Genomic DNA, 22292 nt, shown 5'->3' on the forward strand with positions numbered 1-22292 from the left:
ACCCGGAGCGCGGCCCCCTCTGCGGCCGCGCCGGAGGCCGTGCATGAAGCTTCGTCCCGACACGCTGGCGATGACCGCCGTCCTCGCCATGCTGACGGCGCTTGGGCCGCTCTCGACTGATTTCTACCTGCCCTCCCTGCCCGAGATCGCGCGGGTGATGCAGACGGATGTCGCCGGCGCGCAGGCGACGCTGTCCTCCTTCCTGTTCGGCTTCGCGGCCGGGCAGATTTTCTGGGGGCCGCTCTCGGACCGGCTTGGACGCCGGCCGGTGCTGCTGGCGGGCCTTGCCCTGTTCGGGGTCGCGACATTGGCCTGCGCCTTCGCGCCCTCGATCGGGGCGCTGACGCTGGCACGCGCCTTCCAGGCACTCGGAGCGTCGGGCCCGATCGTGCTCGGCCGCGCCATGGTGCGCGATCTCTATGACGGGCCGCGCGCCGGGCGCGAGCTCGCGCGCATGGGCATGATCATGGGGCTGGTGCCGGCGATCGCGCCGGTGATCGGCGGCGTGCTGCAGGTCGCCTTTGGCTGGCGCTCGACCTTCTTAGCCTCGCTCGCCTTCGGGCTGGCGCTCGCGGCCGTCATCGTCACGGTGATGCCGGAGACGCTGCGGGCGCGCTCGCCGCAGCCGCTCTCTCTCTTCGGCATCTTCCGGGGCTTCGGCACGTTGCTGCAAAACCGCGCCTTCCGCGTCTATGTCGCGCTGACGGCGCTCGCCTATGCCGGGCTCTTCGCCTTCATCTCGGGCTCGTCCTTCGTGCTGATCGGCGTCTACGGGCTCTCGCCCATCGAGTACGGCTTCTCCTTCGGCTTCGGCGTGCTCGGCTACATCACCGGCACGATCATCGCGCAGCGACTGGTCGGACGGCGCGGCATGGACGGTGTCATCGCCATCGGCGTCAGCTGTCTGGCCGGCGGCGGGCTGGCGATGCTGGTCGGCGTGCTCACCGGGTTCGGCGGCGCTGCCGGCGTCGTCGTGCCGATGGCGCTCTATGCCTGCGGCGTCGGGCTGACCATGCCGCAGGCCCAGGCCTCGGCAATGATGCCCTTCCCGGATCGAGCCGGCGCGGCCTCCTCCTTCAACGGGCTCTGCCAGATGCTGCTCTCGGCCTGCGTCGGGCTGCTGGTCGGCCACCTCTTGAAGAACGCCGCATTGCCCTTGCCGTTGGTGATGTCGGCGCTGGGTGTGGCGGCGCTCGTCCTGTTCCGCGCGTCGCGCGGCATCCGGGCGGCGAAGGCCTAGACCTCAGCCACCGAAGAGGCGCTCGAAGAAGTTCTTCTCCTGCGGCGCCGGGCGGACCCAGCCGCTGTCGCCCTGAGGCTGGGCCTGCGCGGGAACCCGTGCGTCGGCGACCGGCGCGCCATCGCCGATCGCCTTCGGCGCGCCCTGCCAGAGGCCGCCGGGCAGCGGGATGGGCTGGGCGCCGGCATGGGCCGCCTTCATGTACTTGCCCCAGATCTCGCCGGGGAGGCCGGCGCCGGTGACGCGTTTCATCTTCGAATTGTCGTCGTTGCCGACCCAGACGGCGGTGACGAGCTTGGCGGTGAAGCCGACAAACCAGGCATCGCCATAGTCCTGCGTCGTGCCCGATTTACCGCCGACCTGCCAGCCCGGAATGTTGAACTTGCTGCCGGTGCCGCCATTCATCACGCCGTTGAACATGGTGTTGATCATGGCGAGGTTCTGCGGCTGGATGACCGGGCCGAGGTTCGCGGCCTTGCGGGCGTAGACGACCTTGCCATTGGTCTGGCGCACCTCGCGGATGACATAGGGCAGCACCGACTGGCCGCCATTGGCGAAGGTCGCGTAGGCGGCCGTCAACTCCAGCGGCGTCACCTCCGACGTGCCGAGCGCCAGCGACAGATTCGGCTGCAGGGCCGAGTTGATGCCGAGGCGCTGCGCCGTGCGGATGACCTCCCGGGGCGTCACCTCCTGGATCAGCCGGGCGGCCACCGTGTTGAGCGAATGCTGCATCGCCGTCGCGAGCGTCACCGGGCCGCGATAATTGCGCGAATAGTTTTCCGGCTCCCACCCCTTGATCGAGACGGGAGCGTCGTCGCGGATGGTATCGGGCGTCATGCCCTTCTCGATCGCGGTGAGATAGACGAAGGGCTTGAAGGAAGAGCCCGGCTGGCGGCGAGCCGCCGTGGCGCGGTTGAACTGGCTCTTGGTGTAGTCGCGGCCACCGATCAGCGCGCGGATAGCGCCGTCAGGCGCGAGCGAAACGACCGCGCCCTGAGACGCATTGAGCTTGGAGCCCTGCGTCGACAGCGCATCGACGAGCGTCGTCTCGGCTGAGGATTGCAGCTTCGAATCGATCGTGGTGAGGACGGTGACGTCGCCCTCAACCGCGCCGATGAAATCGTCGAGCACGTCCATGACGTAGTCGGCGGCGTAGTTCACCGAGCCGGCGCCGACGCGCTCGGGCACCTCGGCTGGTGCGGTCAGCGCGGTCTTGGCCGCGGCCGGCGTGATGAAGCCCTGATCGGCCATCGCGGCGATGACGAGCTGGGCGCGCTTCTCGGCCAGATCAGGATTGCGGTTGGGCGCGAGCCGGGAAGGGGCCTGGACGAGCCCGGCGAGCATCGCAGCCTCCGCGATCGTCACCGAACGCGCCGACTTGTTGAAATAGCGCTGCGCAGCCGCCTCGACGCCATAGGCGCCGGAGCCGAAATAGACGCGGTTCAGGTAGAGCTCGAGAATCTGATCCTTGGTGTAGGTGCGCTCCAGCCAGAGCGCCAGGATCGCCTCCTGGATCTTGCGGGCGGCCGTGCGGTCCTGCGTCAGGAAGAGGTTCTTGGCGAGCTGCTGGGTCAGGGTCGACCCGCCTTGGGCGACGCCGCGCCCGCGCAGGTTGGTGACGAGCGCGCGGGTGATGCCGATCGGGTCGATGCCGAAATGCTCATAGAAGCGCCGATCCTCGATCGCGACGAAGGCGCGCGGGAGGTAAGGCGGGATCTCGCCGATGGTGACGGTGCGCCCGCCGGTCTCGCCGCGATTGGCGAGCAGCGAGCCGTCGGCGGCGAGGATCGCGATGTTCGGCGGCCGCTTCGGCACGGTGAGCTGGTCGATCGGCGGCAGTTGCGAGGCGTGATAGGCGACGAGCCCGCCGACGCCGATGGCGCACCAGAGGCCGAGCACCATCGACCAGTAGAACAGGCCGCCCAGGAACGAGCGGCGGCCGCGCCGGCCACGGCGCTTGCCGCCACCTCCGCCACCGCCACTCTTGCCACGCTTGGGCGGGTTGCGGAGCTGCCGGCTCGGCTCGGGCTGCGCCGGAGCGTTGCGGAAACGGGTGGGGCGATCGTCAGGAGAAAGGCGCATGTCACCGTCCACGTGGCGCTCGCCACGCTCATAACCAAAGGAGGGCTCGCGCCGCTCGCCTCGTGCAATCCGGTCGTTCATCCTGCCCCGTTTTCGGCCGCCATGCCGCCTCGCAAATGCGGTCAGGTCACACAGGATTCAAACATGGCGCTTTTAAGGGTTCGTAAAGCGTGCAATGCGGCAGGAGCTGCATCGCTGTCGCGAGAACGTGATTAAACTTGCAAACGCGCAAACGGAATCGTCATCAACCGGGCTGTTGCGCAAATTCAGGCAGCTCGCCTAGAACCCTGCCGACAAGATCCGATCCCGATCGCAGAATCTGAACGAAGGACCCCTGCATGCAGTCTCTGTCCCGCTACGCGCCCTACACGCTTGGCCTGCTCCGCATCTTCACCGCGCTGACCTTCATCTCGCACGGCACGCAGAAGCTGTTCGCCTTCCCGGTCGCTCCGTCCTGGGGCATGCCGGCTGCGATGAGCCTGCCCTGGACTGCCGGCGTGCTGGAGATCGTCGGCGGCGCCCTCGTCCTCGTTGGCTTCCTGACCCGCCCGGCCGCCTTCGTCCTGTCGGGCCTGATGGCCGTCGCCTACTGGATGGCTCACGGTTCGAAGGGCTTCTACCCGCTGCTGAACGGCGGCGAGGCAGCGATGCTGTTCAGCTTCATCTTCCTCTACATCGCCACGGCCGGCCCTGGCGCCTTCGCCATCGAATCGCGCAAGGGCTGAGGCCCAGCCGCCCGGAAACAGGAAAGGCCCGCTTCCTCGTCGGAAGCGGGCCTTTTTCATATCTGAAGCAGGCGGATCAGACCGCCGCGGAGATCCAGCGCGAGAGATCGCTCTTGGGAGCGGCGCCGACCTTCTGCGAAGCGAGCTTGCCGTCCTTGAACAGCATCAGCGTCGGGATCGAGCGGATGCCGAACTGGGCCGGGATCTGCTGATTCTCGTCGACGTTCATCTTGACGATCTTGACCTTGCCGTTGAGCTCGGTCGCGATTTCCTCGAGCGCCGGGCCGATCATGCGGCAGGGACCGCACCATTCCGCCCAGAAATCCACCACGACCGGCTCGGATGACTTCAGGACGTCGGCCTCGAAGCTCGCGTCGGTTACCTTGCTCGTTGCCATGACTGGCCGCCTTTCGGTTTCAATGGGGGGCAATGCCACCCTTCGCCAGCGAAGCTATGAACGCCGGCCCCCCGGGTCAAGGCGCGTGCACCGCAGAGCAGAAGTGAAGCCGGCGCGTCACGAGCCGCCCGAGACCAGGCTCGCCCCGACATTGATCGCCATCGCCAGGATCGAGGTGTTGAAGATGAAGGTGAGGATCGAATGCACCAGCACGATGCCACGCGCATGGCGCGTGCTCACGCCGACATCGGAGGTCTGGGAGGTGCAGCCGATCGTGTAGGAGAAATACAGGAAATCGACATAGTCCGGGTCGCCCTTGCCGGGAAAATCCAGGCATGGCTCGGCCTTGCCGCCGCGGTAATAGATGCCGGCATAGTGCAGCGTGAAGAAGGCGTGCAGCAGCGTCCAGGAACACAGGATCGTGACGCCGCCGAGCGCGAGATGAATGCCGCGCTCGCCCGCCGGAATGGTCCCGATGCCGGCGAGCTGAACCGCGATCGCGGCCAGGCTCGCACTCGCCGCGAGACAGGAGATCACGAGGATGGCGACGGCTCCTTCGTCCTGCTGCTCCGCCCGCGCCCGAATCTCGTCGACCGTCTCGGTGAACATCGTCGTCGCCAGCAGACCGAGATAGAGGATCGCGCCCGCATCCCAGGCCACCAGCAACCGCGTCGTCCAGCGCCATTCGCCGGGCAGCAACAGGGTCAGCACCGCCCCTGCGGCAAGCGCGATCAGCAGGCGCGGGCGCAGGGACAGGGAATGCGGCACGAATCTCATGGCGTGAACGCTCCCTCGGCGGAACCGGCGCCCTCACCGGCCGCCAGCGCAACGAGCGCGGCATCGAGCCGGCCGGCATCGAGTTCGAAACAGGTGAGGCTCGCCGTGTAGATCGCCAGCGCCCGCACGGCCCGGCCCGGATAGATCTCCCGCATCAGCGCGGCATAGGCGGCGAGCTGGGCGATGGTCGTGGCGGGAATGGCATCGACGTCACGCGGAGGACGGGCCGTGGTCTTGAAATCGGCGACGACGACGCTGTCCGCCGTGACGGCCAGCCGGTCGATCCGACCGGACACGACGCGCGATTCGCCATCCGGCAGGCGGATCGAGCCGGCCACGGGAACCTCGGCGAGGCCGTCCGCAGCAAAGAGCCCGGCCAATGCCGGGGCCGCCAGCAATTGCAGGGCGTCGGCAACGATGCTGGCGCGCCTTTCAGGCCGCAAGGCTCCGCCGCGCGCTTCCGCCAGAGCCTCCGCCGTCGTGAGGCGGCGTGCCTCGGGGACACCCGGCAGGATTTGCAGGAGAAGATGGGCCAGCCGGCCTGCCGCCGCCGCTTCGGCGAGGAAGGGACCGTCGCCCGGCCGCTCCTCGCCGTCGGCAGCGGTGAGAGCGCTCGACGGCTTCAGTGGCGGCAAAGGCTCGGCCTCTCGCATGGCAGGCTTCGTCAGCCAGGGCGGGACGACGAAAGACGCAGGCTCGCGCTCAGCCTGAGCCTCCTCCTCCGCCGAGGGCGGCGAAACCATGAAGCGCAGCAGCGCATCGTCGCCCTCGCCAAGCTGCTTCAGGCCGGCCTCCGACTGCATCAGCCCCTGCTCGATCATCGCGTACCAGCTGCCGGGCGGCGCCTCGCCCTTGGCCTGCGCGCCGCAGACAATCAGGCGGTCCTCGGCGCGGGTCATCGCGACATAGAGCAGGCGATGATGTTCCTCGACCATCTGCGCGACCACCACGGCCTTGGCCGCCTCTGTCGCCTGGACATCCTCCGCCGAGGCCGGCGGCCAGAGCGGCACGAGTTCGCCCGATGGTGTCGGTACGGCCAGAATCTTCGGCAGGCGCCGCGCCCCCGGTTCGACGCCGAGATCGGCGAGGATGACGATCTTCGCCTCCAGTCCCTTCGAGCCGTGTACGGTCATGACGCGGACATCGCCGGCGCTGGCCGAGAGATCGCGTTTCACATCGGCGGCGCTGCCGGCGACATGCTGGAGGAAGCCGGCGAGCGAGGGGCCATAGCGGCGCTCATGATCGAGCGCGGCGTTGAGGAAAGCGTCGAGCGCGTCGCCCGCCTCGGCGCCAAGCCGGGCGAGCGCGAGATTGCGCCCGCCACCGGGGCCGAGCAGGTCGGCGAAGAAACGAAAGGGCCCCTGCCGCCCGGCCTGCTGCGTCCAGCGGACGAGCTTCGCCTCGGCGGCGGCATAGCGCGGCTCTTCCACAGCGGCATCCTGCAAGGCGGCGCGCAACGAGTCCTTGCGATCCGGCGCGAGGCGCAGGAGATCGTCGTCGTCGAGATCGATCAGCGGGGTCTTGAGCGCGGTGGCGAGCGTCAGATCGTCGTCGGGCAGGAGCAGCGCGCGGCCGAGCACCACGAGGTCCTCCACCGCCGGGTGCTCGGCGAGCGTCAGTCGATCACGGCCGGCGACGGGAACCTCGGCATCCTTCAGCGCCTTGACGATCGCCTCGAACAGCGCCCCGCGCTGGCGCAGCAGGATCATGACGTCACCGGCCGCAAAGGGATGGCCGAGATCGTCGCGTCGGTCGCGGTGCCAGCGCTGCAAGGTCCGCGCGATGCGCTCGGCGAGCTTCACCGTGCCGCTGCGCCGCTCCGGCGCGTCGACCGGCGTCGTCCAGGCGTCGGGCGGCTCGCCGGTGTCATTGGCGGCGAGCGGCCAGATATCGACGGTGCCTGGTGCGTTACGGCGGACCGTGTCGTGGATTTCCGGCCGCGCCGCCCCGTCGAAGACGAGACCGCGGGCATGGTCGGGCAGGGCGAAGACGGCATCGACCGCCTGCATGATGTCCGGCGCCGAGCGGAAGGAGGTGTTGAGGCTGATCGCCTCGAAATCCCGCTTGGCCGACCGGATGCGTTGGCCGAGCGCGCGGCGCTCCTCGCCGAAGGCGGCGGGCGCCGCACCCTGGAAGCCGTAGATCGACTGCTTCTCGTCGCCGACGACGAAGATGGTGCGCGGCTTGGCCCGGAGGTCGCCGCCGCTGGTGAACTCTTCCGCCAGCTTGCGCAGGATCGCCCATTGCGCCTCGCCGGTGTCCTGCGCCTCGTCGAGCAGGATGTGGTCGATGCCGGCATCGAGCTTGTAGAGCACCCAGGCGGCCTCGACCCGCTCCAGAAGCGAGCGCGTGCGCGCGATCAGGTCGTCATAGTCGAGCAGTGAGCGCAGGCTCTTCTGGCGCTGGTAGGAGGCGAGCATGCGCGTGACCAGCAGGGCAAGCGCCGCGCTGCGATCGCGGATGGCGACGGCGTTCAACTGCTCGGCGGCGCCGAGCAGGCAGGCGGCGAGTGCCTCCAGCGTCGCCAGCAAGGCGCCGTCGAACTCGGATTTGCCCTTGCCGCGGATATTGGCGTTGATCGTGCCGGCCTCGGTGATGAAGCCGCGCCGGCAGAAGGCGACGGGATCGCCGTCATCCTGCCCGGCGAGAAGCGTGCGCAGGTTCCCCGCGAAATTCTGGCGCGTGGCACTGCCGGCCTGGAGGGCCTCGATCAGGGCATGCAGCCCCGGCAGCGCCGCCAGATGGTTGCGGAAGCACGTTCTGATCGCATCGGGCGACAGATCGGGCGCAATGCCGAGAAAGGCGGCGATGCCGGCCGTCACCGCTTCAGGATTGCGGGCGCGGCCATCCGCCCCGCTGAACAGGGCGCGCTGGCGCAGCGCCTCCTGGAACATGGTCTCGAAAGAGTCCTGCGCCGCGAGCCGGGCAAGGAGATCGAGCGCGCGGGCTTCCGGCCCGTTCGGCTCGGCCGCGACGAGGGCGAGCAATTCCCGGCGCGCCGCGCGCAGCATCTCGGCCTGGGCCAGATCGTCGGCGACCTCGAAGCGCGGCGGCACATTAGCCTCGAAGGGCGCCGCCTGCAGCACGCGGGTACAGAAGGCGTGGATCGTCTCGATGCGCAGCCCGCCCGGCGTCTCCAGCGCCTGCGCGAAGAGGCGGCGCGCCTTGGCTCGCTCGGCCATCGCCGGCACCCGGCCGGTGAGCTTCGTGAGTTCGCGACCCAGCGCCTCGTCGGAGAGCGTCGCCCAGGCGCTCAGCGCCTTGAAGATGCGGTTCGCCATATTGGCGGCCGCGGCCTTGGTATAGGTGATACAGAGCATCCGGCCGGGCGCGACGTCGTCGAGCAGCAGCCTGAGCACGCGGTTGACCAGCACATGGGTCTTGCCCGAGCCGGCATTGGCCGAGACCCAGGCGGAGAGGCCGGGATCGGCAGCCTGTGCCTGGCGCTGATTGGTCAGCGGCGGGACGATCCAGCCCGGCTTCATGCCTCGCCCCCCTCGTCACCACCCGGCGCGGCCGACCATTCCTTGACGCGGGCGAGATGGTCAAAGGGACTGGCATAGCGGATATAGTCGGGCGCGCGGCGCGAAACGAAAGGTTCGCGGCCTGACCGCAAGGCGTCCAGATATTCGAGCAGGCGTTCGAGATGGCGCGCGGCGACATCGGCCAGCGGCTCGCCGTCGAAATCGAGCGGCTTGTCCTTGGCCCAGCCCCTGGGATCGTGATGGAGCTTCATGTAGAGCACTGCCGCGACCGGCGTTGGCCCCGCCAATCCCTCGAAGCCGGCGCGGGCCGCAAGCTCCGCTTCCAGCGTCAATTGCGGGGCAAAGCCCTTCTCGACCTGCGCCTTGCTCGGCGGCGCACCGGTCTTGAAATCGACGATGCGCAAAGCCGGCTCGCGCGTCAGTTCGATGCGGTCGGCCCGGCCGCTCAGGCGGAAGCTGCTGCCATCGGCGAGCGGGAAGCTCGCGCCGGTGAAGAGTTCGACGCCGATCTGGGCGATGTCATCGCGGCGACGCTCCTCCCAGCGGATGAAATGCCCGGCCGTGAGCAGGAAGCGTGGCCACCAGAACGCCTTGACCTCCGGCACGTCGTCATAGGCGCGGAAGAGCCGGGCGCCGATGCCGACCAGTTGACCGAGCGCATCGGCCGGCAGCCCCTCGGGATAGGTCGTGGTGAATTCCTCGACGATGCCGTGCAGCAGCTTGCCGCGATCCTGCGCGGTCGGGTCCGCCACGAGGTCGTCGAGCGCATCGAGCTTCAGGATCTTGCGGGCGTGGATCTGGTAGGGGTCGCGATAGAGCGTCTCGACCTCGGTGACGCTGAGCGACAGCGGCTGAAGATCGCGCGGCGGGCGCGGCGCCGGGCGGCCGATCGGTTTCGCATCCGCAGGCGCACTGAGGACGCCGGCCAAGGCCCGCAGCTTGGCGCCCTCGTCGACGGCCTTCGTCCAGATCGATTGCGGCGTCACCGCCTGCAGGCGCTGCCAGAAGCGCGAGGCGATGGTCTCGGCCTCACCGGCCTTGCGCGGGCGCGTCAGCGTGACCTCAGGCGCCAGCGCGGCCAGGACGAAATCATGCGCGGTCTGGCCGACGCGTCGCTCGGGCGGCGACAGGCCGAGTTCGGCGCGCATCGGCCGGTTGATGAAGGAATCGGTCGTGGTCTGCGGCGGCCAGACGGTCTCGTTCAGGCCGCCGAGCACGACATGGTCGGCCTCCAGCAGGCGCGCTTCGAGCAGGCCCCAGATCGCGACGCGCGGATAGCCCGGCGCCGCACGCTTGACCACGGTCTCCGCCAGCAGACCATCGAGGATGGCGACGCAGTCGCGCGCCGTACCGCCCGGCGGCATCACGGCCTCGGCGCCGGCAAGCTCGTCGAACAGCCCGGCCAGCGCCTCGCCATCCGGCCCCACGAAGGCGAGCGGCGCGCCGGCCCTGCTCAGGCTGAGGGCAGTGACGGCTTCGCGGGCCGCCGTGACAAGCGCGGCCAAGGCCAGCTTCTCAGCCGCGAACGCCTCGCGCAAGGCGGCGCTTGCTGCGCCGAGCGCATGCAACACTTCGACGGCGGCGGCACGGTCCTCCGCTGTCAATCGCCTGCGCGGGCGCGGGACATGCCCGCCCTCGCGGATCGCCTCCCAGTTACCGAGAGCAGCCTCCAGACCCGGCATTCCGCGGCCCACGGCCTGGCCTCGCCAGGTCCCGATCTCGAGCGCAGCAGCGCCCCGCACCAACGCATCCCGGCCGAGCCCCAACCGGCAGAGCGGGTGGGCGAGCAACGGCACGAGGGTGACCGGCGCCATCTCGGCCAGCACCGCCTCGAGGATCAGCCGCAGTAGCGAACCCGCCGGCCAACGTCCGAGCGGCAGGCCAGCGGAATCGTCGACCTCGACGCCCCAGCGCTTCAGCTCCACGGCGACGCGCTCGGCGAGGCCGCGATCCGGTGTCACCAAAGCCGCATGGGCACCCGGCTGTTCCAGCGTCTCGCGCAAGGCGATGGCGACGATCAGCGCCTCTTCGCGCTCGTCGGCCGCCTCGACCACGCGCAGACCCGCGAAGCCTTCCGCCGCCATGGCTTCCGGGATGCGGGCGCCGACATCGGACCAGAGTTCCGTGACCGAAGCGGGCAGCATTGCCTCGCGCAGCAGCGCGGCGCGAGCCCCGCGCACGGCATCGGGCTGCGAGAGTTCGCGGACATCGTCGCGCTCAGCTCCGAGCGTGTCCATCAGGTGATGCAGGGCCGCCTGCGGATGCGACGACGCGGGCTCCCTGGCGATCGCGTCCCAGGCGCGCTGCTCCAGCCCGAGATCGATGCCCGGCAGGACCACGGCGCCATTCGGCAGGCGGGCGATGGCAGCGAGCAAGCGGGCCGTGGCCGGGACTGTACCGGTCGAGCCGGCGGCGATGATCGGCCCCGTCGCGCCGCCGCAGATGAGCCTGTCGCGCTCGGCGGCGAGCATGCGGTTGCGGAAGGCGGCCGGATCGCAAGCGCCGCGCTCGGCGAGGATGTCCGGCCAGGCCTCGCCGAGAATGGCGAGGAAGCCAGCATTGAGCTGCCAGACCCGGTCGAAGCGGGCGGCATCGAGCGAGGCCAGCCGCTCGACCGATATGCCTTCCGTCTGCATCTGGTCGAGCAGGGCAGCGAGGTCGCCGGCAAGCCCATAGGCTTCGGCCAGCGTCGCCGGCACCAGTGCGGGCTCGCTCGGATCGAGCCGGAGATGGTTGCGGTTGGCCGTGCGGCCCCAGGCATCGACCAGCCGCGTCAGCAGCATGCGGCGTTCGAGCGGCGCGATCGGGGCGAGGCGTTCCTGCGCCCAGGCGCCCGCGCCGATCAGCGCGGTCTCGGCCTCGTCGACATCGCCGAGCGGGACGATACGCGGGAGCAGCAACGGCCTGCCACCGAGCTTTCCCGCGAGGATCGCGGCGAAGGCGCGGGCGGCGCGGCGCGTCGGCAGGTAGAGCGTCGCGCGCGCCATCGCGGCGGGATCGGCGGGGTCATGGACCGGGCCGAGCCGGCCATCCAGCATCGCCTGCGCCAGCACCTCCAGGAAGGGCGCGCCGGCCGGGATGCTGAGCAGGTTGAGCTCAGGCATCGACCGGCTGGTCGGCGGCGAAGGCGGCCTCGGCCGGCGCGATCGCCTCCGGCCGGTCGACATGCAGCCAGCGGCCTTCGAGGACATGGCCGGAAAGCCGCCCGCGCGCGATGGCCCGGTCATAGAGCAGGTTGAACGAGAACGAGGCCGGCGTATCCACGAAGAACTCCGGCGTCACGATCCCGATGCCGGCATAGACGTAAGGCGCGGTCGCCGCCGCGCCGCGTCGCGTCAGACGGCCTTCGTCGTCACGGAAGAAATCGCCGGGGCCGTTGAAGCCGACGCTGCTCTCGCGCTCCGCCAGCAGCAGCAGCATGTCCATCGTCTCGCCGTTCCAGGCGGCGGCCATCGCGCCGAAATTGGAGATGCCGCGCTCGCTCCAGAGCGAATCCGAATTGACGCTGAAGAACGGGCCGTCGCCGAGCAGCGGCAAGGCCTTCTTGGCGCCGCCGCCGGTTTCGAGCAATTCACCGCGCTCGTCCGAGATTGTGATACGCGGGCGCACCCGGCCGGCGAGATGCGCCTCGACCTGCCCGGCGAGGTGATGGACGTTGACGACTGCTTCCTCGACGCCGGCATCGGCCAGCCGGTCGAGCGCATGGTCGAGCATCGCCTTGCCGCCGATCTTCACCAGCGGCTTGGGCAGCGTGTCGGTGATCGGGCGCATGCGCTGCCCGAGGCCGGCCGCCAGCACGATCGCCCGGCGGATCGGCGGCGAAGCGGTTGTGGTCACGCGAATCTCCGTGTCGATCTGTCTGAGCTTAATCCGCCGCTTCGATCTCGAACAGCTTCGGCATATGCGCCTGATACCAGGCCTTCAGCTCTGCGAGAGCGGGGTGATCGAGATTGCGGCGCAGATAGCCCTCGATGCGTGGCAGGTGCTTCAGGTAATCCGGCTTGCCGTCGCGCCTGTCGAGACGGGCGAAGATGCCGGCGATCTTGGTGTTGCGCTGCGCGCCAAGGATCGCATAGGCGCGGGCGAAATCGGCGAGGTCGAAATCCGGCGTATCGGCCCGGCGCGCCGCGCCATAAGCCGCAAGCAGCCGCAGTTCCAGCGAAGCCGGGACATCGACGCGCGCATCCTGCCCGAGCGAGGCGAGGTCATAGGCAGGGTGGCCGAGCACCGCGTCCTGAAAGTCGATCAGGCCGAGCTTGGCATGGCCCTCGCGGCCTTCCAGCCAGATCAGGTTGGGCGAATGGTAATCGCGCAGCGTCCAGGTCGCGGGCTGGGCGAGGATCTCGTCGAAGAGCTTGCCCCAGATCCGCGCGAACTCGGCCTGCGTCACGGCGGGCAGCGTCACACCGGCGATATGTGGCGCATACCATTCCAGGATCAGCTCGGCCTCGATCGCCATGGCCTGTCGGTCGTATTCGGGGATGGCGTGATCGCGCCCCTCCGCGACCGGCAGGATCGCGGGCAGGGTGTGGCGGTGGAGATCGGCGAGCAGCCTGGCAGCGGCCTCGTAGCGCTCGGCGATCGGCCGGCGCTCGGCATCGATCACGCCCTCGTTGCCGAGATTCTCGATGACGAGCAGGCCGGCGGTCAGGTCCTCGGCCAGGATGTCCGGCGCGGAATAGCCGAGCGAGCGCAGGCCGCGATCCATCGCGACGAAGGCCTCGACATTCTCGGCGAGATGGGCGAGCGCGCTATAGGGCTTGCCGAGGCGGATCGGCGGGCCGTCCGGACGCGGTGGCGAGATCATCAACACGGATGTCTCGCCATTCGGCCGGGTCAGGCGCTCATAGGCGCGCGTCGAGGCATCGCCGAGCATGAAGTCGCGACGGGCCTCGCCCCAGCCGGCAGCGTCGAGGAGCCGACGCGAGGCAACGGCAATCGCCACGCGCTGCTTCCAGAGGACGCCGCCCGAGAGATCGGCGATGCGGCCGGTCTCGGGATTGTCGGGGTCGACGTCGAGCACGATGTCGAGGCGGCGTCCGGCAGGCAGGCGAGAGCCGGCCCGGTCCGGCCACTCGACCAGCATGATCAGGCGATCGATATCCTCGACCAGCCCGATATCGTCGAGTTCGTCGGGCGAGCGCACGCGGTAGAGATCGGCATGCAGCACCGTGCCGTGTCCCGTCTCGTAGCTCTGAACCAGCGTGAAGGTCGGGCTCGGTGCCTCCAGTGTGGGATCGCGGGCAAGCTCGCGCAGGATGGCGCGGGCCAGCAGCGACTTGCCGGAGCCGAGATGGCCGGAGAGCGCGACGATGTCGCCGGGCTTGAGGATGGCGGCGATATCGGCGGCGAGGCGCAGCGTCGCCGCCTCGTCCGCCAGCAGAAGCCGGTGCGTGCCGGCCTTGCGGGCTTCTTCCGTCATTCGGCGGCATCCGAGAGCGGTACGCCCTGTGCCGGGAAGACGGCGGTCACCCGAGTGCCGCGGCCCGGCGCGGAATCAAGCTCGACATGGCCGCCATGGAGCTCGACGATCGAACGGACGATCGACAGACCCAGGCCGACGCCGCGATGGCTGGAGCCGAACGAATGGCTCTCGAAGCGCTCGAACACCTTCTCCATCACCTCGGCCGGGATGCCGCGGCCCTGGTCGGCGACGGTGATGCGGATGTCCCCGCCCGTGCGCGTCGCGTTCACCGTGATGGTCTGGCCGGCCGAAGAGAAGCCGATGGCGTTGGAGAGGAGGTTGAACAGCACCTGACGCAGGCGCTTGCCGTCGGCCCGCAGCGGGCCGGTGCGCGCATCGATCTCGACCTTCAGCTCGACCTTGCTGTCGGTCAGCCGGTCCTGCAGTCCCGAGGTGGCCTGCGCGATGGCCTCGGCGACGTCGACATCCTGGATCTCGAGCGTCAGTGCGCCGTTGTCGATCGTAGCGAGATCGAGGATGTCGTTGATGATGGCGAGCAGCGCGCCCGACGAGCGGACGATATGGGAGGTGTAGTCGCGCTGCTTCTCGTTGAGCGCGCCGACCGTCTCGGTGCCCAGCAATTGCGCGAAGCCGATAATGTTGGTGAGCGGCGAGCGCAGCTCGTAGGAGACATGGTGGACGAAATCCTCGCGCAGCCGCGAAATCGTCTCCAGCGCCTCGTTCTTCTCGGTCAGCGCCCGCTCGACATTCACGCTGGCGGTGACGTCGGCGAAGGAGATCAGCGTCGCGCCGTCCGGCAACGGCGCCGCGGCCATGTCGAGCACGGTGCCGTCGCGCCGCTCGATGCGGCTGCTGTAGTCCTCGCGGGCATCGCGCACGCCGGTGACGACGCTGTGCAATTCGCTCCAGACCTCGTCCTGCGGGAAGAGTGGCCGGCAGAGCCGGATGACCTCGTCGATATGCGGGGCGCTCGCCGCGAGATCGCCGCCCTGGATGCGCCAGGACTGGGCGAAGGCCGGGTTGGAGAGCTTGAGCCGCCCGTCCGAGCCGAACACCGCAACGCCTTCGCGCAGCGAGTCCAGCGTCTCGCGCTGGGTGCGCGAGAGGGCGTTGAAGCGCGATTCCAGCGTGAAGCGCTCGGTCACGTCGTCATAGAGATAGGTGACGCCACCCTGCGGATTGGGGCTGGCGACGACATGGATGGTGCGCCCGTCGGGCAGATACCACCAGTCCTCGCTGGCGCGGGTCGCGGTGTAGGCCGCCTGCGCCGCGGCCTTCCAGCTGCGGTAGTCGCCAAGCTCGGGCAGGCGCCGCTCGGCGCGCAGCCGGTCGAGGATCTCGCCATCGGTCGGCTGGCCGTCGAGGAAACCGGCTTCCAGAGACCAGAGCGCATCGAAGCCGGAATTGCGATAGACGAGGCGCTGGGCGCCGTCGAAGACGGCAACCGCCGTCTTGAGCCGGTCGAGCGTACGGACATGGGCGTCCATCTGGCGCTGAAGATCGGCCCGGATCGCCTCGAGTTCGCTCATGTCGATGGCGAAGCCGGCATAGCCGGTCGCGGTCGGCAATTCCATGATGTCGAGCGTGCGCCGCTGCCCGGAGACCACGGCCGGCGCCCGCAGGGCGAAGGTCGCGCCTTCGCGCCGCGCCCGTGCGGCGGCGTCGCGCTCGGTACGGTCGAGCAATTCGAGCCCGCTCTTGACGACGGCAGCCGTGTCGGCAGCCTCGACGGCGCGGCCATAGGCGGCGTTGACCCAGGTCAGGCGGCCATCGGCGTTGCGCATCCAGGCCGGGTGCGGCAGCCCGGCGAGCAGGCTGGACAAGGCCGCATGACCGGCCGTCACGCGTTCGAGCTCGCCGCGGAGCGTCATGACCTCCGCCCGCTCGCCCGTCACCTCGCGGAAGCGGATCACCGCGCGGCCGGCGACGGGGCGCCCCTCGACATCGATGAAGGGCCCCGCCTTGCTGCGCAGCGTGACGTTGAAGGCCTCGCCGCGCTGCTTCAGCGCGTCTGTCGCCAGTTCCAGGCGCTTGGCATCGGCCGGCGGCGCCCAGCTGCCATAGGCGAGAGCGAGCGTCGCACCGGGAGCCCCGAGGAAGCCGCTGTCACCCTCGAAGACGGGCTCGGCATTACGCCCCTTCCAGCTCACCACCACCTGCGGATCGGCCGCAAGCAGGATGGAAAGCCGTTCCTGGTGGCTGCGCGCCGCCTCGAGGTCGGCCGCAAGCTTGGCCTCGCGCTTCTGCCAGCGCGTGCGCTCGCGCACATAGATCAGCGATGTCGTCGTGGCGAAGGCGGTCAAGCCCACCAGGACCAGCGACAAACCACCGGAACTCATGGCGTCGACGGGAACCGGAGCCAGCCATTCGCTGTGGGCCATGGTCGGAACGGTGACTGACGCCGCCGCCAGCGCGGGCAGCAATGCGCGCGGCCGCCAGCCGCCATCTCGCCCCTGTCGCCTCGCCCGTGCCATTCTTACGTCCGTCGTCTCTCCGGCGACCTCAGGCCGCCCTGTCCATCGGGTCCGTCGGAATCGGCCGGGGGAGCTGGCAGGGCTGCCATCTCCGGAGGGGCCGATCCACGCTCGCCACCACGCCAATCACATCAGAGCTTTCGATCCGGCCCGCGCATCGCGGCGACCGAATCAGCCCCACTCTAATCATCGCCGGACTCCGTCAGGAAGTGCTTAATGCCAGGTAAATCGTCCGTTTTTCCGGACGAGCGGAGCTTAAGCCCGCGATCGTCAACCAGTAGATGCTTCCGGCCACAGCAACACAATTTGTAGTGCCACCGGCAGTGATTCCTGGAAGGCACAACCATGAAAAAAGGCCCGGCTGACGCCGGGCCTTGCGATGGTCAGCGCTTGAGCGCGTGTCAGTAGCGGTAGAGTTCCGGCTTGAACGGACCGGTCACGGGCAGGCCGAGATACTTGGCCTGCGCATCGTTGAGCACGGTCAGCTTGGCGCCGACCTTGGCCAGATGCAGTGCCGCGACCTTCTCGTCGAGATGCTTCGGCAGCGTGTAGACCTTGTTCTCGTAATTGGCGTGGTGGTTCCACAGCTCGATCTGGGCGAGCGTCTGGTTCGAGAACGAGCAGGACATCACGAAGGACGGATGGCCAGTCGCGTTACCGAGGTTCACCAGGCGGCCTTCCGAGAGCAGGATGATGCGCTTGCCGTCGGGGAACTCGATTTCGTCGACCTGCGGCTTGACGTTATCCCACTTGAAGTTCTTCAGGCCGGCGACCTGAATCTCCGAGTCGAAATGGCCGATGTTGCAGACGATGGCGCGGTGCTTCATCGCGCGCATGTGCTCGACGGTGATGACGTCGAGGTTGCCGGTGGCGGTCACGAAGATGTCGGCGCGCGGAGCGGCGTCCTCCATGGTGACGACCTCATAGCCCTCCATCGCCGCCTGCAGGGCGCAGATCGGGTCGATCTCGGTGACGAGCACGCGGCAGCCGGCCTGACGCAGCGAGGCGGCCGAGCCCTTGCCGACGTCGCCATAGCCGGCGACGGCCGCGACCTTGCCCGACATCATGACGTCGGTGCCGCGGCGGATGGCGTCGACGAGCGACTCGCGGCAGCCATAGAGGTTGTCGAACTTCGACTTGGTGACGCTGTCGTTGACGTTGATCGCCGGGAAGGGCATGCGGCCGGCCTTGGCCAACTCGTACAGGCGGTGCACGCCCGTCGTGGTCTCCTCGGAGACGCCCTTGATCGCAGCGCGGGTCTTGGTGAACCAGCCCGGATTGGCCTTGAGCTCGCGCTTGATCAGCTTGAAGAAGATCGTCTCTTCCTCATTGCCCGGCTTGTCCAGGAACTCGGCCTTGCCGGCCTCGGCCTCGGCGCCGAGGATGATCAGCATGGTCAGGTCGCCGCCGTCGTCGAGGATCATGTTCGGCGTGCCGCCGTCGCCCCAGGTCGCGGTCTTCAGCACGTACTCCCAGTATTCCTCCAGCGTCTCGCCCTTGATGGCGAAGACCGGGGTGCCGGACGCTGCGATCGCGGCGGCGGCATGGTCCTGGGTCGAGAAGATGTTGCAGGACGACCAGCGCACGTCGGCGCCGAGTTCCTTCAGGGTCTCGATCAGCACGGCGGTCTGGATGGTCATGTGCAGGCAGCCGGCGATGCGGGCGCCCTTGAGCGGGGCCTTGCCCTTGTGCTCGGCGCGGATCGCCATCAGGCCCGGCATCTCGTCCTGGGCCATGTTGATTTCCTTGCGGCCGTAATCCGCAAGCGAGATGTCCTTGACGATGTAATCCGACACGGGGGGCTCCAATCGCTCAGCCTGAATGATGGCGCGCTCTCTAGCAGCGCACGGAGCGGATAGCAATCAAAGATATAAAGATGTCTTTATATGCGGACCGTGACTAGCCCGGATAGATCAGGCTGCAACCAACTTCGACAGATCCGCGCCGCTCGCGAGATGCTCGGTCGCATCCAGAATTTCGACCGCGACGATCCTGCCATCAGCGTCATAGTCGAAGATGATGCCGGGACGCACTTCCTCGCTATCGCTCACCGGCACATCGGCGAACCGAAGATAGAGGGCGTCCACCTCGGTATCGTAGTGGGTCTTCATCGTCTGCGACTCCGGTCGAGAAAGAGCGTGATCACGCGATACGCTTCCCCCAACTCGACATATACCACACGCAGAACTCTCCCGTCGCGCTCCGGCAAGGCCTTGTATGCCCTGACCCGGTCGGCATGCTTTGGATCTCTTTCGACCGCGTCCGGGCCGAGAATCGTCCGTTCGACCCATTCGCTCTCGATGCTGCGTTCGCGCAGCATCTCTTTGGCGTGGTCGGAATAAACAAATCGCTCCACCTGCTCGGCCACCGATACCCCCTCATTCGAACCGCCTTAGCTCGCACCCTGCACAGCAAAGGTTGAGGCATCGAACTTTAAGGTCAGAGCCGACCGGTCAACCGTATCAGGCCTATTCCCCCTCGCCGAACTTGTCGGCGATCAGGGCCGCGAGCGCATCGAGCGCGGGCTTCGCCTCGGCGCCCTTGGCGACGATGGTGATGGTCGAACCGATGCCGGCGCCGAGCGTCAGGACGCCCATGATCGAGGTCGCACCCACCGTCTCGCCACAGCGGCTGACCGTGATGTCGGCCTCGTAGCGCGCGGCGCATTGCACGAATTTCGCCGTGGCGCGGGCGTGCAGCCCCTTCTTGTTGACGATCTCGAACTCGCCGTAGAGCGCGCCGTTGGGGATTTCGACTTCGGGGCAGTCGCAGTCTTCGTCCATCCGCCCCTCTCGGCGTCGTTACTTGCCGGCCAGCACGCGGCTGGCGACCGTGATGTATTTCCGTCCCGCATCCTGCGCGCTGGTGACGGCTTCGTCGAGGGTCTTCTCCTCGCGCACGCTGGCGAGCTTGATGAGCATCGGCAGGTTGACGCCGGCGACGACGTCGATACGGCCCGGCTCCATCACCGAGATCGCCAGGTTCGAGGGCGTGCCGCCGAACATGTCGGTGAGGATGATGACGCCGCGGTCGGTCTCGACCTGCTCGACGGCCGCGATGATGTCGCGGCGGCGGCTCTCCATGTCGTCATCGGGAGCGATGGCGATGGTGGCGAGGTTATTCTGGGGGCCGACGACGTGTTCGAGCGCAGCGCGGAACTCCGTCGCCAAATGCCCATGCGTCACGAGGACCAGTCCGATCATTCAATCCAGCACCGGAGAGCGCCACAAGCGCCCGGACAAGGTCGCGGTTTATGCGTCAGGAGCGCGGTATACGCAAGCCGTCGACCGTCAAACTTGTCGAAATCGTGGTTAGCGTTCGGCCTCTGTGAATAAGTCCAGCGCGTTCAACGCAAGTCTCTCGTCGCCGGCGCGCCCTGTCATGCGCAGGCGCGGGAGGTCGATGCCGGCGAGGTTGTCGACGAGATCCTCCGGCTCCGGCATCCGCGCCGGCTCCTCGGCCGCCAGATCAACGATGAGCCGGACCACGATCGCGCCCGTATGCGGCTCGGGCGTGAGGCCGAGCCCACGCCGCTCGACGATCCCCTCCAGCGGCGCGACGGGCCGCGCCAGCAGCCGCCCACCTTTTGCCACAAGCTCAACGCGGTCGTCGGCGACAAGCCGGGCGAAGCGGCCCGCCTGCGAGGCCAAAGCGATCAGCGCAAGCGCGAGCGTGGACTTGCCGGTGCCCGAAGCGCCGCGGATCAGGATGCCGGCTTCGCCGACAGCGATGACGGTCGCGTGGATACGGGTTCGCTCTCGCATGGGCATCGCGGCCATCCCGGCCTCAGGCCGCATGGGTATAGGCTGCCGGCAGGCAGACGATGAAGCGGGCGCCGAGGCGCTGTGCCTCGCCATCCGGGCCGATCGGCCCCAGGCGGTTCTCGGCCCGGATCGTGCCGCGATGCGCCTCGACGATCTGGCGCGAAATCGAAAGGCCCAGGCCGGAATTCTGGCCGAAGCCCTCGTTCGGGCGGTCGGTATAGAAGCGCTCGAAGATGCGCTCCAGCGCGTGCGGCTCGATGCCCGGCCCCTCGTCCTCGACGGTGACCAGCACGTCGTTGGCGACGCGCGAGAGCATGACCTTCACCGGCTTGTCGGGCGGCGAGAAGGAGCGGGCGTTGTCGATCAGATTAACCAGGACCTGGCCGAGGCGGGAATCGTGGCCGAGCACGAAGAAGGCGTCGTCGCCGAGGCGCTGGCTGCGCCGGTCGCTGCTCAGCTCGATCTTGGGCTGGCCCTCGCGCCGCGTCTCGTTCTGGATCGTCACGACGGCGCCGAGCACTTGCGCGACATCGACCGGGGCGGAATCGTCGCGGGCAAGCTCGGCATCGAGCCGCGAGGCGTCGGAGATATCCGAGATCAGCCGGTCGAGCCGGCGGACATCGTGCTGGATCACCGCCATCAGCCGACCGCGGGCATCGTCCGTCTTGGCGCGCGGCAGGGTCTCGACGGCGCTGCGCAGCGAGGTCAGCGGGTTCTTCAGTTCATGCGCGACGTCGGCCGCGAAGCTCTCGATCGCCTCGATGCGGCTGTAGAGCGCCTTGGTCATATCGCGCAGCGTGCCGGACAAATGGCCGATCTCGTCATGCCGGCTGCTGAAATCCGGGATCTGCTCGCGCGACTTGACGCCGCGGCGCACGCGCTGGGCGGCGTCTGCGAGCTTGCGGATCGGCTCGGCGATGGTGCCAGCGAGCAGGATCGAGAGCACGATCATCACGCCGGCCGCGACAGCGAAAACCTGGAAGATCGCAAAGCGTTCGGCGGCGATGACCGCATCGATGTCGCCGCCTTGGGTCGACAGCAGCAGGGCGCCCTTCACGGTGCGGAAACGCTGCACGGGCACAGCGACCGAGACGATGGTCTGGCCGCGGGTGTTGACACGCACGACGCTCGCCGGCGCACCGTTCAGAGCGCGAGCGACCTCCGGATAGGACTTGCCGTTGGCGTTCTCGAAATCGTCATAGGCCGGGACATCCGCCTTGCCGAGCCGGTTGCGGAGCATGTTCCAGGTACGCTCCAGCAGCGGCGGCTCGTCGGGCTCGCCGACGCGCGGCAGATCCAGGCGCAACACGTCGCCGCGCGAATAGAGGCTGCGCGAGTCGATGGTGAGCATGCCGTCCTTGTCGTAGACCCGCGCGCGGGTCTTGGTCGGCGTCACCAGGCGGCGCAGGAGCGGCGCCACCTTCTCGGGATTGATCGAGAAATCGAGCGGATCCTCGGCAATGCCCGCGCTCTCGCCGGCCTGAAGCTGCAGGAGCTTGTCGGGATCGATGGTGATCGTGTCGATCTCGACCGTGGCCGAGGAGGCGATCGCACCGGCGATGATCTCACCCTGGGTGAGAAGGCTCTGGACGCGGGCCTCGATCAGCCCCTCGCGGAACTGGTTGAGGTAGAGGAAGCCGATCAGCAGCGCGACGAGCCCGCCGAGATTGAGGACGAGGATGCGCCGCGTCAGGCTGGAGGCGGCACGCAACGAGACCGCGCGCGCCAGGCGCCGCCAGGCAATGCCAATGCGGCGGCGCAGCACGGCGCGCCAGCCGGCAGGCGGCGCGGACGCTCTAGCCTCGTTGTCGACGGTTGCCATGGCTGCGGCTTGCTTTCCGCTCGGGATGACGGCGGCGGCGAATCCGGCGCGCGCTCGCCTTAGAACTCTTCGGCCTTATCGCATATTCGCTGACGCGGACC

General features: G+C 68.5%; 17 protein-coding genes. 2 read left to right on the forward strand and 15 right to left on the reverse strand.

Annotated elements, in window-relative coordinates; all coding sequences use genetic code 11:
* Nucleotides 1-43: 43 nt before the first annotated feature.
* Nucleotides 44-1240, forward strand: coding sequence for a multidrug effflux MFS transporter (locus AC6RIC_RS26260; RefSeq protein WP_499734577.1), 1197 nt, complete (start codon nt 44-46; stop codon nt 1238-1240).
* A gap of 3 nt (nt 1241-1243) precedes the next feature.
* Here the strand turns inward: AC6RIC_RS26260 and AC6RIC_RS26265 are convergent, their stop codons facing one another.
* Nucleotides 1244-3403 carry a transglycosylase domain-containing protein gene (locus tag AC6RIC_RS26265; protein ID WP_499734578.1) on the reverse strand — a complete coding sequence of 720 codons (2160 nt, stop codon included), beginning with the start codon at nt 3401-3403 and terminating at the stop codon, nt 1244-1246.
* Nucleotides 3404-3660: 257 nt separating this feature from the next.
* Between AC6RIC_RS26265 and AC6RIC_RS26270 the strand changes: the two genes are divergently transcribed.
* The gene (locus AC6RIC_RS26270; RefSeq protein WP_454658787.1) at nt 3661-4047 is read left to right on the forward strand and encodes a DoxX family protein; all 387 of its coding nucleotides are present in this window, start codon (nt 3661-3663) and stop codon (nt 4045-4047) included.
* Nucleotides 4048-4123: 76 nt separating this feature from the next.
* On the opposite strand, the gene trxA is transcribed toward AC6RIC_RS26270, so the two are convergent.
* The 14 genes from trxA to AC6RIC_RS26340 all read right to left on the reverse strand — a co-directional run bounded on the left by trxA (nt 4124) and on the right by AC6RIC_RS26340 (nt 22191).
* On the reverse strand, nt 4124-4444 hold the full coding sequence (gene trxA, locus AC6RIC_RS26275; RefSeq protein ID WP_291656956.1) for a thioredoxin: 321 nt from the start codon (nt 4442-4444) through the stop codon (nt 4124-4126).
* 117 nt (nt 4445-4561) lie between these two features.
* Entirely contained in the window at nt 4562-5221 is a 660-nt protein-coding gene (locus AC6RIC_RS26280; protein WP_499734579.1) for a DUF1345 domain-containing protein, read from the reverse strand.
* Nucleotides 5218-8706: a double-strand break repair helicase AddA gene (gene addA, locus AC6RIC_RS26285; RefSeq protein WP_499734580.1), complete on the reverse strand. Its 3489-nt coding sequence runs from the start codon at nt 8704-8706 to the stop codon at nt 5218-5220. Before addA ends, AC6RIC_RS26280 begins: the two co-directional genes overlap by 4 nt.
* Complete coding sequence (gene addB, locus AC6RIC_RS26290; RefSeq protein WP_499734581.1) at nt 8703-11810, reverse strand: double-strand break repair protein AddB; 3108 nt, start codon at nt 11808-11810, stop codon at nt 8703-8705. The genes addA and addB overlap by 4 nt, the downstream gene beginning before the upstream one ends.
* Nucleotides 11803-12543, reverse strand: a complete 741-nt coding sequence (locus AC6RIC_RS26295; protein WP_499734582.1) for a nucleotidyltransferase family protein — start codon at nt 12541-12543, stop codon at nt 11803-11805. Before AC6RIC_RS26295 ends, addB begins: the two co-directional genes overlap by 8 nt.
* Nucleotides 12544-12571: 28 nt before the next feature.
* Entirely contained in the window at nt 12572-14128 is a 1557-nt protein-coding gene (gene tsaE, locus AC6RIC_RS26300; RefSeq protein WP_499734583.1) for a tRNA (adenosine(37)-N6)-threonylcarbamoyltransferase complex ATPase subunit type 1 TsaE, read from the reverse strand.
* Nucleotides 14125-16605, reverse strand: coding sequence for a sensor histidine kinase (locus tag AC6RIC_RS26305; protein ID WP_454658793.1), 2481 nt, complete (start codon nt 16603-16605; stop codon nt 14125-14127). Before AC6RIC_RS26305 ends, tsaE begins: the two co-directional genes overlap by 4 nt.
* A gap of 401 nt (nt 16606-17006) precedes the next feature.
* The gene (gene ahcY, locus AC6RIC_RS26310) at nt 17007-18413 is read right to left on the reverse strand and encodes an adenosylhomocysteinase (RefSeq protein WP_499734584.1); all 1407 of its coding nucleotides are present in this window, start codon (nt 18411-18413) and stop codon (nt 17007-17009) included.
* 105 nt (nt 18414-18518) lie between these two features.
* Entirely contained in the window at nt 18519-18716 is a 198-nt protein-coding gene (locus AC6RIC_RS26315) for a DUF2283 domain-containing protein (protein ID WP_499734585.1), read from the reverse strand.
* On the reverse strand, nt 18713-18973 hold the full coding sequence (locus AC6RIC_RS26320) for a DUF4258 domain-containing protein (RefSeq protein WP_499734586.1): 261 nt from the start codon (nt 18971-18973) through the stop codon (nt 18713-18715). The genes AC6RIC_RS26315 and AC6RIC_RS26320 overlap by 4 nt, the downstream gene beginning before the upstream one ends.
* A gap of 100 nt (nt 18974-19073) precedes the next feature.
* Complete coding sequence (locus AC6RIC_RS26325) at nt 19074-19388, reverse strand: HPr family phosphocarrier protein (protein ID WP_454658796.1); 315 nt, start codon at nt 19386-19388, stop codon at nt 19074-19076.
* Nucleotides 19389-19406: 18 nt separating this feature from the next.
* A complete protein-coding gene (locus AC6RIC_RS26330) occupies nt 19407-19808 on the reverse strand; it encodes a PTS sugar transporter subunit IIA (protein ID WP_454658797.1) in 402 nt (133 codons plus the stop codon).
* Nucleotides 19809-19916: 108 nt separating this feature from the next.
* A complete protein-coding gene (locus AC6RIC_RS26335) occupies nt 19917-20375 on the reverse strand; it encodes an HPr kinase/phosphorylase (protein WP_454658798.1) in 459 nt (152 codons plus the stop codon).
* A 16-nt stretch (nt 20376-20391) separates the two neighbouring features.
* A complete protein-coding gene (locus AC6RIC_RS26340; protein ID WP_499734587.1) occupies nt 20392-22191 on the reverse strand; it encodes a sensor histidine kinase in 1800 nt (599 codons plus the stop codon).
* Nucleotides 22192-22292: the final 101 nt, after the last annotated feature.

Source organism: Allobosea sp. TBD101, assembly GCF_059817965.1.